This window comes from Pseudomonas kermanshahensis (assembly GCF_014269205.2).
Lineage (GTDB): Bacteria > Pseudomonadota > Gammaproteobacteria > Pseudomonadales > Pseudomonadaceae > Aquipseudomonas > Aquipseudomonas kermanshahensis.
Genome location: NZ_JABWRY020000001.1, coordinates 1,143,776 through 1,157,043 on the forward strand (window position 1 = coordinate 1,143,776; position 13,268 = coordinate 1,157,043).

The window sequence follows — 13,268 nt, forward strand, 5'->3', positions numbered from 1 at the left end:
GTGACCGTGCCAGAAACTGATTAAGTTAAAAATCCTTTAAATTCAACGGCTTACGATGCTGCCGAAAGGATCTCTTCGTGCAACCTGCAAGGTCGTGCATTTTGCACAGTGCATTTTGCACGGCCTGCCGGCTACCTATCGGCCCGATAGAATCTGAACCTTTGACCGCATGGCCTTGCCTGACAAAGACTTGGGCAACCATTTTTGCCAGGAGGTTCAACATGTCCACCGTCCAACCCTCGCCTGCCGCCATGACCGATGACGAAACCGCGGCCTTCGCCGAGCAGGTGTTCGAACGCGCCCGCCAAGGTGACGCCCCGATGCTTGAGCGGTTGCTTGCCAGTGGCCTGCCTGCCAACCTGCGCAACCACAAGGGCGACACCTTGTTGATGCTGGCCTGCTACCACGGCCACCATGACGCGGTGCGCGTGCTGCTGGAGCACGGCGCCGACCCATTGATGGCCAATGACAATGGCCAACTGCCAATCGCTGGCGCCGCGTTCAAAGGCGACCTGGCCATGATCCGCTTGTTGCTGGAGCATGGGGTGCCGGTCGATGCCGCCGCGCAGGACGGGCGCACCGCGTTGATGTTGGCGGCGATGTTCAACCGCAGCGAGATCCTCGACTACCTGCTGGCCCAAGGTGCCGACCCGGCACACCAGGATGCCCGCGGCGCCACCGCGCTGATGGCCGCGCAAACCATGGGCGCGGCAGACGCCGTGGCGCGCCTGCAGGCGCTGGCCGGCTAACTGTTCGGGGGCGTTTGCGGCTATCCTTGGCGACTTTTCACCGGTCGCAGGCCCCCTTCATGAAAAACCAATTGCTCGAACTCATCACCCTCATCGGCGCCGGTTGCATGCGCGATGAAGACATCGAGCGCATTGCCGACGAGGCCGCCCAGGCCTACGCCGACCCCGTCGCCTTCCTGGCGGCCAACCCGGACATCAACTACGACGACACCTTCCCTATCCCGCTGGGGGAGTGGATCGTGCTGGGCAGCCTGCCGGACACCGTGCTGTTCCAGGCTGACAGCTATCAGGACCTGTTCCAGAACATCACCGACTCGTTCGACAAGAGCGTGCCGTTCACCCTCAAGCCCAAGCAGCTGGCGCGCACCGAGCCACTGACCGCGCTCAATCGCATCCAGGTGCAGATGGGGGCGTTGAACAAGGAGGCGGGGGGGTATGTGCTGCTGAACTTCAGCCAGTTGCTGGATGATGAATTGCAGATGGTGATGGTCGGCCAGCATGACCTGGCACGGGTGCTGGAGTTGGGGGCTGAGGTGGGGATCAAGACCGAGCCGGCTTTGGAGGCTTTGAAGGTCGCGGTTCACGTCTGATTTGATGGCTGCCTGTACCGGCCTCTTCGCGGTCCGACTTACCCCGCGAGGAGGCCGCTACAGGCAGTCGAAGAACTCAGCCCAGCGCTGTATCCAGAAACATCATCACCCCAAACCCACCCATCAACCCCAGGGTCGCCGCCGTCTGGTGGCCATTGCGATGGGTCTCGGGAATCACCTCGTGGGACACCACAAAAATCATCGCCCCCGCCGCCAACCCCATGCTTATCGGGTAGGCCAAGGCAAAACCGGTGGAAATCCCCAGGCCGATCACCGCACCCAGCGGCTCCATCAGCCCTGAACCCACCGCCACCAACGCCGCCTTCATGTTCGACAGCCCCGTGGCACGCAACGCCAAGGCCACGGCAAGGCCTTCAGGGATGTCTTGGATGGCGATCGCGCTGGTCAGCGGCAGGCCGATGTTCATGTCGCCATTGGCGAAACTGACCCCAATCGCCATGCCTTCGGGCAGGTTGTGCAGGGTAATCGCCAACACGAACAGCCACACCCGGTTGATGCGCTCTGCCTCCGGGCCGCAAGGGCCAGTGCTCTCGTGCTCGTGTGGGGTGAAGCGGTCCAGGCCCAGCATCAGCAGTACCCCAAGGCCCATGCCCAGCACCACGGTAAACGCCGCCGCCGGGCCGTTGCCGGTGATCTCGCGGGCGGCATCCAGGCCCGGCAGAATCAACGAAAACGAACTGGCGGCCAGCATCATGCCGGCGGCAAAGCCGAGCATCACATCCTGGGTGCGCGCACTCACATCACGCAGCACCACCGCCAGTACCGCGCCCAGGGCCGTGGCGCCAAAGCCGGACAAACCGCCCAGCAGCGCCAGGTGCAGGTTATCGGCATGGTCGCCGTTGACCGCGTTCCACAGGCTTGCCGCCAATAGCACGATCACCGCCAGCAGGCTCAACCCCAGGCCGGCGCTAAGCCAGGGGGTCGTCAGCACCTGTTGCCGCCAGGCGCTCAGCAGCGAGGGTGGGGTGGCAGTTTCGGAATGGGCTGGGGGCATGTGAACCTCGAATCAATGAATACAGGCAGTCTAAGCAAGGACCTGCACGATCGGCCAAGGATTCCCTTCTATCGACGTGATAGCTGGCTATGCTGTGCTGCAACGTCTTTGCAAGGGAGTAGCGGCATGGGGTCTACATTCAATAGCTTGGTTGGCCTGATCATTCTGGCCCTGGATATCTGGGCGATCCTCAATGTGATCAAAAGTGGCAGCGAAGTGGGCATCAAGGTGCTGTGGATTCTGCTGATCGCGCTGCTGCCGGTGATAGGGCTGGTGATTTGGGCAATTGCCGGGCCCAGGGGCAATGTGCGGATCTGATACCGGACATAAGCAGAAATGCGGCCGTGACAAAATTTTCACATTGGTTTAAACAGAATCCGCACCCGCACAATGCTGCGTTGGTATTAACCTTCGCCATCTCCGCAAACCCGCAATCCTAGGACTTTCCCATTCATGGCTAACACGGATGCCTTGAAACAGGGCGCGCGAGCGTCGTTCGCGCCGACCCTGAAATCCCACCTGGCCTACACGCTGCTCAGCGGCCTGGTCATCATGCTGATGCTCAGCCTCGTGCGCCTGGCGCTGTTGGTCTACAACAGCGACATGATCGGCGATACCCCCTATGCGACTGTCGCTGAAGGCTTCCTGAACGGGTTGCGCTTCGACCTGCGGGTGGTGGTGTACATCAGCATTCCGCTGCTGTTGGCCATTCTCAGCCCTTGGGCCATGGCCCGGCGTGGCGTGTTCCGGCTGTGGCTGACCCTCGCCTCCAGCGTGGTGATGTTCCTCGGCCTGATGGAGATGGACTTCTACCGCGAGTTCCACCAGCGCCTCAACGGCCTGGTGTTCCAGTACATCAAGGAAGACCCCAAGACCGTCATGAGCATGCTCTGGTACGGCTTCCCGGTGGTCCGTTACCTGTTGGCCTGGGTCATTGGCACCTGGCTGCTGAGCCTGCTGTTCAAGGGCATCGACCGCATGACGCGCGGCGGCCAGCCGACCGGCGCCACCCCGCAGCGCAGCGTAGCGCCGTGGTACAACCGCCTGGCGGTGTTCATGGTGATCCTGCTGGTGGCCGTGGTCGCCGCCCGTGGCACCCTGCGCCAGGGCCCGCCGATGCGTTGGGGTGATGCCTTCACCACCGACTCCAATTTCGTCAACCAGCTGGGTCTGAACGGCACCCTGACGTTGATCGATGCCGCCAAGAGCCGCTTCGGCGAAGACCGCGCCAACATCTGGAAGCCGGTGCTGGACCAGCCGCTGGCCACGCAGACCGTGCGTGAGCAACTGCTGACCGCTCACGACACCCTGGTCGACGCCGACGAAGCGGCGATCCGCCGTGACTTCGTGCCACCGGCCGACCGTACCCTGCCGATCAAGAACGTCGTGGTGATCCTCATGGAGAGCTTCGCCGGCCACTCGGTGGGCGCCCTGGGCAGCCCTAACAACATCACCCCGTACTTCGACAAACTGGCCAAGGAAGGGTTGCTGTTCGACCGCTTCTTCTCCAACGGCACCCATACCCACCAGGGCATGTTCGCCACCATGGCCTGCTTCCCTAACCTGCCAGGCTTCGAATACCTGATGCAGACCCCGGAAGGCGGGCACAAGCTGTCGGGCCTGCCGGCACTGCTCAGCGCCCGCGATTACGACGACGTGTACGTCTACAACGGTGACTTCGCCTGGGACAACCAGTCCGGTTTCTTCGGCAACCAAGGCATGACCACGTTCATTGGCCGCAATGACTTCGTCAACCCGGTGTTCTCCGACCCGACCTGGGGTGTGTCCGACCAGGACATGTTCGACCGTGGCGCTGAGGAGCTGGCCAAGCACGACGGCAAGAAGCCGATCTATGCGCTGCTGCAGACCTTGTCCAACCACACGCCGTACGCGTTGCCCAAGGACCTGCCAGTGGCGCCTGTGACCGGCCAAGGCCGCCTGGACGAGCACCTGACGGCCATGCGTTATTCCGACTGGGCGTTGGGCCAGTTCTTCGAGAAGGCGCGCAAAGAGCCGTACTTCAAGGAGACCCTGTTCGTCATCGTCGGCGACCACGGCTTCGGCAACCACCAGCAGGTCACCGAGCTGGACCTGGGCCGCTTCAACGTACCGCTGCTGCTGATTGCCCCGGGCATCCAGGAGAAGTTCGGTGCGGTCGACCACACCGTCGGTACCCAGGTCGACATCGTGCCGACCATCATGGGCCGCCTGGGTGGCCAGACCCGCCATCAGTGCTGGGGCCGCGACCTGCTCAACCTGCCTGAGGGCGACCAGGGCGTGGGCATGATCAAGCCGTCGGGCAGCGAGCAGATCGTGGGTTTGGTGCAGGGTGACCGCATCCTCATCGAGTCCAAGGACATGAGCCCGCGCATGTACCGCTACCAGTTGGGCAGCGAGTTCAAGGCCGAGCTGATCGAAAGCCCGGACCAGCCGGAAATGCTGAAAAAACTTGAAGCGTACATCCAGACGGCGACCAAGAGCCTCTTGGACAACACCGCTGGCGTCGTGCACGGCACGCCGAAGTAACGCTGCAATAGGGGCCGCTTCGCGGCCCCTTCGCCACCGCAAAGCCCTGCCAACTGAACAAATCCCCCCGCCCAAGGTCAAGCTATACAGGCGCCACACACCCGGCGTTCTTCAGATCGAGGGCTCGTTCCATGAAAGAGTGGGAAGTCATCTTTGCCGACCAGAAAGGCGAACCGACGTCATTGCGGCTGCGGGCTGAACATTGCCCCAGCGAAGAAGACGCGGCCCGTGCCATTCGCTCGCACTTGTTTCCGGTCATGGATGAATTAGACCTCAACGACTTCCAGGACCGTGCACCATCCCCCACGGCGCGCTGGCTCAAAGAGCAAAATGGCGTCACCATCACCCGTATCCAGGAAGCGCCCTGAAGCTTGCGTTGACGTGGTGCCCACGCAGGCACTACGCTGGACCCAGGTGCCGACCTATTCTGCGGGTCGGCACCCATAACATTCGCGTCTTGCATCAGCTCTATACAACTCGATCTGTCCGGCACCGCCGGCAGGTACGTAGTGCCCGGAAAGTCTATCCATTGCATTGCAGGAGGACGATTCATGAGCAGCCAGAACGACGATATCAGCAGCAATGTCCTGCGCCAGATGAAAGCTGGCGGTTTTGACTTCACCCGCATCCACCCTATCGAGTTCTACGCAGTATTCCCTGATGAAGCCGGCGCGCGACGGGCAGCCGGGCAATTTCGTGGCGAGTCCCTCAACGCCCAGGTACGCGAACGCAAAGACGGCGCCTGGCACCTTGAACTGAGCAAGGTCATGTATGCCACTTATGGAGGGATTGGCGACTTCGAAGAAACGTTCGAGCAACTCGTTTCACCGTACGGTGGCGAGGTGGAAGGATGGGGCGTCAAGCAAGAGCGACTGTGCGCCTGACCCTGACTCACCCACTGCCGCTCCACAGGCTTATGCACCTCCCTGTAGGAGCGGCCTTGTGCCGCGAAGGGCCGCCAAGCGGCCCCAACCTCTCAGGGCTTACGCCCCGCCATATGCCCCAGATAAGCCAGTAGCGCATCCAGCTCCTGCTCGCTGAGCACCGCCTCTGTAAACCCCGGCATCTTCGCCTGCGGCCACGTTCGAAGGCTTTGCGGGTCACGTATCAGCTTGCGCAAAAATGCCGGCTGGAAGTACTCGGTAGGGTTGTGCGGCAGGTTCAAGTCTGGCCCAAATTGGGCATCACCCGCGCCATTGAGGCGGTGGCAGGCCAGGCAGTTCTGCTGGAACAACGCAAACCCCTGGCGCACCGGGTTATCGGCCGGGAGCTTCGGGTCTGGCAGCAGTGCCGGGAAACGTTGCTCCACCGAAGCCAGGCGGCGGATGCTGGCGATCTGGAACGGCCACTGCTCTGGGCGGATGCCGCTGGCCTGCGGTGCTGTCCAGACCAGGTAAAACGGCCCGGCGCTCGGCTTGCCGTTGCCCAACGCGGGCCACGGCTTGGCCGGGTCTTCGACGGCCAGCCAGGCACGCGCCGGCCCTTGCTGCAGCAGCGGCGCGGCAGGCATTTCGGCAGCAAAACCATCCAGCGCCACGGCTTGCAAGTGGTCGTTCACACCCACACCCTGCAGCAGCACAGCCAAGGGGACCGCGCGATACTGCATGGGGCGCTTATAGGAAACGTCCTGCTCGATGCTGATGTCGCGCGCCTGCGGATGGGCAAGCAGCTCGGCGCTGCTCCACTGGCGCGAGGTGTCGCCCAGCTCAAGGTGCAGCTGCGCCGCCGACAGTGGCAGGCTCAAAAGCAGGGCGAGTAGGGCAAGGCAGTGGCGCATGTGGAATCTCCGACCTTCAAGGCCGGCAGGTTACATGCGCGCTGCCTGTTGACGCCACAGCCACCGTCAGCCGAACAAACGTGTCAGGTTCGGCAGTATCAGCAGTAGAGTCGTGGCGAAGAGAATGAGCCCTGCTTGGCGTATTTTCGATTGTCTGAACATGGCGGACCGCCTTCTTGTTGTTATTCCTGAATACCCGTTGGCTTCCCTGTCGCGTTTCGGGTCGATCGCAGTGGCGTAAGTTGACGCCTGTTCTGCTTGCCTCTTGAAAGTCGATATACAACCAACAGTAGGGTGTGCGTCATCCATGTTTGAGAACCCTTTGTTCTAATTGTAAGGCTGGTTAATTTCATTGGGTTATGAGGCCAATGGCCAGCTGGCTGGCATGCTCTCGCTAGACAGTGGCGTTACTGCAAACGACACGCCGGCGAAATATGACCGTTCGTCAGTGCAGCCTACTTGCTTGTACGTGCCTTTCGCGGCAGTCTCTACAGCAGATTCCCACCCATGTCGTTCAGGACTATTTCTATGTCGTTACGCATCTGCATCCTGGAAACCGATGTCCTGCGACCGGAGTTGACGGCGCAGTACCACGGCTATGGCAGGATGTTCGAGCAGCTGTTCTCGCGTCAGCCGATCGCCGCCGAGTTTCGCGTGTACAACGTGATGAACGGCGACTATCCCGCCGACGATGAAGTGTTCGATGCCTACCTTGTGACGGGCAGCAAGGCCGATTCGTTCGGTTCCGATCCCTGGATCCAGACGCTCAAGGCTTACTTGTTGAAACTCTACGCACGGGGCGAGAAGCTGCTGGGCGTGTGTTTTGGCCATCAGCTGCTGGCCTTGACCCTGGGTGGCAAGGCCGAGCGCGCCGAGAAGGGCTGGGGTGTGGGCATCCACCGTTATTCACTGGCGGCGCATGCGCCCTGGATGGACCCGGAGGTTTCCGAGCTGACCCTGCTGATCAGCCACCAGGACCAGGTCACCGAGCTGCCGGAAGGCGCGACCGTAATTGCCTCCAGCGACTTCTGCCCCAACGCCGCCTACCACATTCGTGACCAGGTGCTGTGCTTCCAGGGGCACCCAGAGTTCGTGCATGACTACTCCCGGGCGTTGCTGGATGCGCGGCAGACGTCGTTGGGGGATGAGGTGTACCACAAGGCCATTGCCAGCCTGGCCACCGAGCACCAGGGCGACCTGGTGGGCGAGTGGATGTTGCGGTTCATTGGGCAGTCGGTGAGTAAAGACAGCGTGGCGTGATGGCGGGGGGCCGCACAGCGGCCCCAACATCTCAAAGCCAACCCGACTTCTTGAAGCTGGCATACAACCCCGCACACCCCAACCCAATCACCCCTAACACACCAAAATACCCGTACTGCCACGCCAACTCCGGCATGTTCTGAAAGTTCATCCCATAAATCCCGGCAATCGCCGTGGGGAAGGCCAGAATCGCCGCCCAGGCCGCGAACTTGCGTTGCACGATGCTTTGGCGCGACGACTCCAGCAACATGCCGATCTCGATGGTCTGGCTGGCGATATCGCGAATGCCGACCAGGTCTTCCATCTGCCGCGTGACATGAATCTGCACATCGCGAAAATACGGTCGCATGTTCTTGTCGATGAACGGAAAGCTCAGGCGCTGCAGTTCTTCGCTCACCTCCAGCATCGGCGCCACGTACCGGCGCAGGCGCAAGATGTCGCGCCGCAGGCTGTGCAGCCGGCGGATGTCATCCTCTTGCAGCGAACCGCCCAGCACGCTTTGTTCCAGTTCTTCAATTTCGCCATGGATCGCCTCGCTGACCGGCTGGTAGTTCTCGGTCACGAAGTCGAGCAGCGCATACAGCACGAAGTCCTCGCCATGCTCCAGCAGCAGCGGCCGTGCTTCGCAGCGTTGGCGCACCAGGGCGTAGGATTTCGAGTGGCCGTTGCGGCAGGTGATGATGTAGCCATTGCCAGCAAAGATATGGGTTTCGATGAACTCCAGCTTGCCTTCATGACGTACCGGCGAATAGGTGACGATGAACAGCGCATCACCGAAGGTTTCAAGCTTGGGCCGGCTGTGCTTTTCCAGCGCGTCTTCAATGGCCAGCTCGTGCAGGTTGAACTGCCGCTGCAGGTTGGCCAGCTCCTCGGCGTTGGGCTCTTCGAGGCCGATCCAGACGAAGTGGCCGGGCTTGCGCGCCCATTCGCTGCCTTCGTCGATGCTGATGTTAGTGACCTTTCTGCCGGCGCTGTACACCGCCGACGCCACGACTCGACCCATGGTTGTCCACTTATTCGATTGAACACTCTTACAGCTTGGGCTGTAAGGGCCCAGAGGGCAACCTAGCGGCGTGCGAGTTCATCTTCCATGCGGTCGATGCACTGCTGCATCTGGCTGCGGCACTGTTCGACCAGGGCGGGGATGTCGCGCTGGCTCAAACCCGCGGTAGCAATCGGCGGCAGCGAGCGTACGATCACCGTCCGCTGCCGCCAGCTGTTCAGGTTCAAACGCCGGGCATAGCGGCTGACGCACACCGGCACGATCGGTACACCGGCTTCGATGGCCATGTGAAAGGCGCCTTTCTTGAACGCCAGCAGGTGCTCTGCCGGGTTGCGGGTGCCCTCGGGGAAAATCCAGATCGATGTATCGTCCTGCAGCACCCGCGTGGTCTTTTGCAGCGCCTTGCGCGCCTGGTAGGCATTCTTGCGGTCGACCAGCACGTTGCCGCCCAGCCAGAACAGCTGGCCGAACAACGGGATCCAGCCCAGGCTTTTTTTACCAATAGCCACGGTGCGCCGCGGCACGGCCTGGCCAATGAGGAACAGGTCGAAATTGGACTGATGGTTGGCGATGATGACGCAACCGGGCGGGTGATCGAACAATGGGCCGACTTCGGCTTTGACCTTGACGCGCATCAGCCAGGCGGCCGGCACGCTATAAAGCCGGGCAAATACCCGGCTGTTGTCGGGGTTGAAGGGGCGGCACAGGCCGATAATCAGGCCGACGGCGCCAACCAACAGAAAATGCAGGGCCAGCAGGAGCATGCGCAACGAATAAAGCATGGGATGACTCACACCAGATAGTCGCATTCCAGTGTACGACTGTGCACTCAAAGAGGCAAACCTGGGGTGAGTCTGTCGATCGGCAGGGTTAGCCCATGTGGCGCTGATCCAGCTCGATAGCCTTGTCCAGAGCCTCCAGTAGGCCCTTGCGCACCTTCAGCTTGGTGTTTTTGTGCGCCAGCATGTTCAGCTTCTTCAGTTCACGGGCAGCTGCCAGGGCCGCCTCGTGCAGTTGCTCGGCCGGCACCACCTTGTCGAGGAAGCCGGCGTCCAGTGCGCCTTGCGGGTCGAAGATCTCGGCGTTGATCACCGAGCGGTGGAAGGCCGAGCGGCGCAGGCGGTCGCGGGCCAGTTCGATGCCGGCATGGTGCATGGTCATGCCGATCTGCACTTCGTTCAGGCAGACCTTGTAGGGACCGTCGACACCAATGCGGTAGTCGGCCGACAGCAGCAGGAAGGCCCCTTTGGCCACGGCATTACCGGGGCAGGCGACGATCACCGGGAACGGGTGCGACAGCAGGCGGCGGGCGAGGGTGGAGCCGGCGGTAACCAGGCCTATCGCCTCTTTGGGGCCACTGGTCATGACCTTGAGGTCGTAGCCGCCAGACAGAATGCCCGGCTGCCCGGTGATGATCACCACGGCACGTTCCTGTTCGGCGCGGTCGAGGGCGGCGTTGAAGGCAGTGATGACATCCGGCGAGATGGCGTTGACCTTGCCGTTGTTCAGGGTCAGGGTGGCGATGCCGTCTTCGGCGTGGTAGGTAATCAGCTCGCTCATTGCAGAGTCCTTTTGTTGGCGTGGCGACGACGTTACCCAGCGCCGTGGGCCAGGTAAAGCAGCAAGGCTGACTGGCCGGTCAGCGTTTACCGGGCCTCAAATGCAAATGCATGAAAAATTTGAAAAAAATGCTTGCCAAAGGAAAGGCCTTCCACTAAATTAGCGCGCCTCGACAGGCTAAAAGGCTTGAAGAGAAAACGGTGAAGTGTCCGAGTGGTCGAAGGAGCACGCCTGGAAAGTGTGTATACGAGAAATCGTATCAAGGGTTCAAATCCCTTCTTCACCGCCACATTCTACAAAAAGCCCCCGCGCTGAAAAGCTCGGGGGCTTTTTGTTTTTGGGCTGCTCACCTGTCAGGTGATGGCGGTCCCTGTAGGAGCGGCCTTGCGTCGCGAAAGGGCTGCAAAGCAGCCCCAGGTTTCAGCGTCGCCGCACATATTGCTGGGGCTGCTTCGCAGCCCTTTCGCGACGCAAGGCCGCGCCTACACAAAGGCAGTGCGCAGGGTTTCAGAAACTTACAGACGCTGACAACCGTGCCGTACGCGGCGCACCCTGGAACAGGTAGTTGTCCCCCAGGTAATCCCCCACATCGCGCCAGTAGCGCTTGTCGAACGCGTTATCCACGGTCAACCGCAGCACCGTGTCATACCCCCCAATGCGGGTGCGGTAGCGGCTGCCGAGGTCGAACACGGTATAACCGCCCACCTCGACATTACCCGCCTGGCTGGCATATTTGCTGGCGCTGTAGCGCGCACCGCTCAGCAGCGCCAGGCCTGGTACCGGCAGGCTGTATTCGGCCTGCAGCGCCGCACGCAGGTTGGGCACATTGATTGCCTGATGCCCTTCGTAGTCCTCGGTCCCGCTGTTTTTTACCCGCGCGCGAATGGCTGCGGCACTCGCCTGCACTTGCAGGTTCGAGGTTACCCAGCCACTGGCGCCCAGCTCTAGGCCGGTGTTTTTCTGTTGGCCTTGCTGGACATAGGTGAAGGTGCCTTGGCCATCGGGGCGTGCGTATTGATACGCCTGGCGGATCTGAAACAGTGCGGCACTGAAGCTGATGCCTTGCCAGTCGCGCTTGATGCCCAACTCCAGCTGGCGTGACAGGGTGGGGGCGAGGATTTCAGCCGCGTTGCTGGCAAACCACGGTGCGGTACCGCCAGCCGACAGGCCTTTGGCATAGCTGGCGTACAGCGTGGTGTCTGGGCGTGGCTTGTAGATGAGCGCAGCATTGGGCAGCAACTGGTACTGGCGAGTGTGGCGCCCGGCAACACCGGTCTCGTCCCAGGTCTGCTCGTCCAGGCGCAGTTCGCGAGCGCCGATCACGGTTTGCCACTGCTCGTTGAAGCTGATGCGATCACTCACGAACAGGCCGTACTGGCGGCTGTCGAGGCGACGCTCGCTGGCGCCGATCGGCTTGTCAGACGGGGCGAGTGCTGGCGCACCGGTGTAGATACTGCCGGTACCCAGCCACTCGTTGTAATAGGGGCGTTGATCCACCGTGCGGCGTTGCGCGCTGCTGCCGATTGTCAGGTCGTGCCCTACGCCCAAGGCATCGAAGCGGCCGTTGAGCGTGGCCTGTGCTTCATCGGTGCGGCGGGTGTCATCCGGGCTGCGGTAGTCATAGATGTCGTAGTCGCCATTACTGCCGAAAAACGCCCCCTCGCTCGAGCCCCAGGCAAACGCACTGTAATCGTCGATCACCACCTTGCTGCGCGACGCACTCAACGTGCCGGTCCAAGCCTCGTTGAAGCGGTACTCGAAACGCCCGCCCAGGTTCAGCGAATCGTTCTGCACCGGCTTGGCCCACTGCTGGTAGGCCAGGCGATCATGCGGGTCGATACCGTGTGGCACCTCGGTGCCGCCGAGCAACTGGTAACCGGGCACCGAGCGTTGTTCGCGGTGCTGGTACTCGGCGTCCAGCTGCAGCGTGGCATCCGGGTTGATCTGCCAGTCGAAGGCCAGCGAGGCGAAGTCGCGCTTGCCGTCGGCATGGTCGACATAGCTGCGGATGTCTTCATGGGCCAGGTTGGCGCGCAGGCCGAACTGCCGCTCGCTGCCGAACCAGCCGCCCAGGTCGGTGGCCAGGTAACGTTCGCCTTGTTCGTTGGTCGATACCGTCACGCTGCGCACGTCTTCGGCGCGCTTGGTCACGTAGTTGATCAGGCCGCCCGGTTCCGAAACGCCGCTTTGCAGCCCCGACAAGCCCTTGAGCAATTCCACTTGCTGTTTGTTTTCCAGGGCCACGTTCTGCTCGCCGGCGATAGTCTGGCCATTGATCCGGTAGCTGCTGGCGGCATTCAGCTCGAAGCCGCGCACGTTGAAGTTTTCGTAATAGCCGATGGGCGCATAGCTTTCCCCCACCGAGGCGTCGCTTTGCAGCACTTCGCTGAGCTTGCGCACCTGGCGGTCCTCCAGCAATTGCTGGCTGAACACGCTGACCGAGGCCGGGGTGTCGAGCAGCGGCGCGGGCTGGAAGCCACCCACCGAGGCTTCGCGCACCTGGTAGCCGTCGTTGCCATAGCTGTCGGAGACCCGCAGCGGGTCCAGCACGATGCTGTCTTCGGCAAGCAAATGAGGGCAATGCAGGGCCAGGCCCAGGCTGAGCAAGCTCAGGGGCAGGCGGGGGCGAAGCGGGGGCATGCGGAGGCTCCTGGATACGCGACACCTGTGCCGGCCTCTTCGCGGGGCAAGCCCGCTCCTACAGGATTTTGCGCAACCCTTGTGGGAGCGGGCTTGCCCCGCGAAGAGGCCGGTACAGGCCATGAAAAAGGCGGCATCTTAACAGCCG

Annotated in this window: 13 protein-coding genes and 1 tRNA gene; 8 read left to right on the plus strand and 6 right to left on the minus strand. The window is 61.9% G+C overall.

Going from position 1 to position 13,268, the window contains the following annotated elements; translation table 11 throughout:
- Window positions 1–221 precede the first annotated feature (221 nt).
- Window positions 222–749, plus strand: a complete 528-nt coding sequence (locus tag HU764_RS05320; protein WP_027596017.1) for an ankyrin repeat domain-containing protein — start codon at window positions 222–224, stop codon at window positions 747–749.
- 59 nt (window positions 750–808) lie between these two features.
- A complete protein-coding gene (locus tag HU764_RS05325; protein ID WP_186703666.1) occupies window positions 809–1,339 on the plus strand; it encodes a hypothetical protein in 531 nt (176 codons plus the stop codon).
- 76 nt (window positions 1,340–1,415) lie between these two features.
- On the opposite strand, the gene HU764_RS05330 is transcribed toward HU764_RS05325, so the two are convergent.
- Window positions 1,416–2,354 (minus strand): ZIP family metal transporter, encoded by a 939-nt coding sequence (locus HU764_RS05330; RefSeq protein ID WP_027596019.1) that lies wholly within the window; start codon window positions 2,352–2,354, stop codon window positions 1,416–1,418.
- A gap of 126 nt (window positions 2,355–2,480) precedes the next feature.
- Here HU764_RS05330 and HU764_RS05335 point away from each other — a divergent pair, with 126 nt between their 5' ends.
- The 4 genes from HU764_RS05335 (at window position 2,481) to HU764_RS05350 (ending at window position 5,764) form a co-directional block, all read left to right on the plus strand.
- Window positions 2,481–2,672, plus strand: coding sequence for a PLDc N-terminal domain-containing protein (locus tag HU764_RS05335; protein WP_027596020.1), 192 nt, complete (start codon window positions 2,481–2,483; stop codon window positions 2,670–2,672).
- 135 nt (window positions 2,673–2,807) lie between these two features.
- On the plus strand, window positions 2,808–4,880 hold the full coding sequence (locus HU764_RS05340; protein ID WP_186679497.1) for an LTA synthase family protein: 2,073 nt from the start codon (window positions 2,808–2,810) through the stop codon (window positions 4,878–4,880).
- A 131-nt stretch (window positions 4,881–5,011) separates the two neighbouring features.
- A complete protein-coding gene (locus tag HU764_RS05345; RefSeq protein ID WP_027596022.1) occupies window positions 5,012–5,248 on the plus strand; it encodes a hypothetical protein in 237 nt (78 codons plus the stop codon).
- A gap of 183 nt (window positions 5,249–5,431) precedes the next feature.
- On the plus strand, window positions 5,432–5,764 hold the full coding sequence (locus HU764_RS05350; protein ID WP_027596023.1) for a ribonuclease E inhibitor RraB: 333 nt from the start codon (window positions 5,432–5,434) through the stop codon (window positions 5,762–5,764).
- A 92-nt stretch (window positions 5,765–5,856) separates the two neighbouring features.
- On the opposite strand, the gene HU764_RS05355 is transcribed toward HU764_RS05350, so the two are convergent.
- Window positions 5,857–6,657, minus strand: a complete 801-nt coding sequence (locus HU764_RS05355) for a cytochrome c (RefSeq protein WP_186679499.1) — start codon at window positions 6,655–6,657, stop codon at window positions 5,857–5,859.
- A 528-nt stretch (window positions 6,658–7,185) separates the two neighbouring features.
- Here HU764_RS05355 and HU764_RS05360 point away from each other — a divergent pair.
- Window positions 7,186–7,917 (plus strand): amidotransferase, encoded by a 732-nt coding sequence (locus HU764_RS05360; protein WP_027596025.1) that lies wholly within the window; start codon window positions 7,186–7,188, stop codon window positions 7,915–7,917.
- A gap of 31 nt (window positions 7,918–7,948) precedes the next feature.
- Here the strand turns inward: HU764_RS05360 and HU764_RS05365 are convergent, their stop codons facing one another.
- From HU764_RS05365 to HU764_RS05375, 3 genes are all read right to left on the minus strand, one after another.
- Window positions 7,949–8,920 (minus strand): magnesium and cobalt transport protein CorA, encoded by a 972-nt coding sequence (locus HU764_RS05365; RefSeq protein ID WP_027596026.1) that lies wholly within the window; start codon window positions 8,918–8,920, stop codon window positions 7,949–7,951.
- Window positions 8,921–8,982: 62 nt separating this feature from the next.
- Window positions 8,983–9,702 (minus strand): lysophospholipid acyltransferase family protein, encoded by a 720-nt coding sequence (locus HU764_RS05370; protein ID WP_186679504.1) that lies wholly within the window; start codon window positions 9,700–9,702, stop codon window positions 8,983–8,985.
- An 88-nt stretch (window positions 9,703–9,790) separates the two neighbouring features.
- Window positions 9,791–10,480 (minus strand): crotonase/enoyl-CoA hydratase family protein, encoded by a 690-nt coding sequence (locus HU764_RS05375; RefSeq protein WP_186703667.1) that lies wholly within the window; start codon window positions 10,478–10,480, stop codon window positions 9,791–9,793.
- Window positions 10,481–10,679: 199 nt separating this feature from the next.
- On the opposite strand from HU764_RS05375, the gene HU764_RS05380 reads away from it, so the two are divergent.
- Window positions 10,680–10,769 (plus strand) — tRNA-Ser (locus tag HU764_RS05380).
- A 218-nt stretch (window positions 10,770–10,987) separates the two neighbouring features.
- Here HU764_RS05380 and HU764_RS05385 read toward each other — a convergent pair.
- Window positions 10,988–13,120, minus strand: coding sequence for a TonB-dependent siderophore receptor (locus HU764_RS05385; protein WP_186703668.1), 2,133 nt, complete (start codon window positions 13,118–13,120; stop codon window positions 10,988–10,990).
- Between the last annotated feature and the right edge of the window lie 148 nt (window positions 13,121–13,268).

Excerpts from the sequence above, each read along its gene's own strand:
- HU764_RS05365 (WP_027596026.1), bottom strand. The coding sequence starts at position 8,920 with ATGGGTCGAGTCGTGGCGTCGGCGGTGTACAGCGCCGGCAGAAAGGTC.
- HU764_RS05360 (WP_027596025.1), top strand. The coding sequence starts at position 7,186 with ATGTCGTTACGCATCTGCATCCTGGAAACCGATGTCCTGCGACCGGAG.
- HU764_RS05340 (WP_186679497.1), top strand. The coding sequence starts at position 2,808 with ATGGCTAACACGGATGCCTTGAAACAGGGCGCGCGAGCGTCGTTCGCG.
- HU764_RS05355 (WP_186679499.1), bottom strand. The coding sequence starts at position 6,657 with ATGCGCCACTGCCTTGCCCTACTCGCCCTGCTTTTGAGCCTGCCACTG.
- HU764_RS05335 (WP_027596020.1), top strand. The coding sequence starts at position 2,481 with ATGGGGTCTACATTCAATAGCTTGGTTGGCCTGATCATTCTGGCCCTG.
- HU764_RS05385 (WP_186703668.1), bottom strand. The coding sequence starts at position 13,120 with ATGCCCCCGCTTCGCCCCCGCCTGCCCCTGAGCTTGCTCAGCCTGGGC.
- HU764_RS05330 (WP_027596019.1), bottom strand. The coding sequence starts at position 2,354 with ATGCCCCCAGCCCATTCCGAAACTGCCACCCCACCCTCGCTGCTGAGC.
- HU764_RS05345 (WP_027596022.1), top strand. The coding sequence starts at position 5,012 with ATGAAAGAGTGGGAAGTCATCTTTGCCGACCAGAAAGGCGAACCGACG.
- HU764_RS05320 (WP_027596017.1), top strand. The coding sequence starts at position 222 with ATGTCCACCGTCCAACCCTCGCCTGCCGCCATGACCGATGACGAAACC.
- HU764_RS05375 (WP_186703667.1), bottom strand. The coding sequence starts at position 10,480 with ATGAGCGAGCTGATTACCTACCACGCCGAAGACGGCATCGCCACCCTG.
- HU764_RS05325 (WP_186703666.1), top strand. The coding sequence starts at position 809 with ATGAAAAACCAATTGCTCGAACTCATCACCCTCATCGGCGCCGGTTGC.
- HU764_RS05370 (WP_186679504.1), bottom strand. The coding sequence starts at position 9,702 with ATGCTTTATTCGTTGCGCATGCTCCTGCTGGCCCTGCATTTTCTGTTG.
- HU764_RS05350 (WP_027596023.1), top strand. The coding sequence starts at position 5,432 with ATGAGCAGCCAGAACGACGATATCAGCAGCAATGTCCTGCGCCAGATG.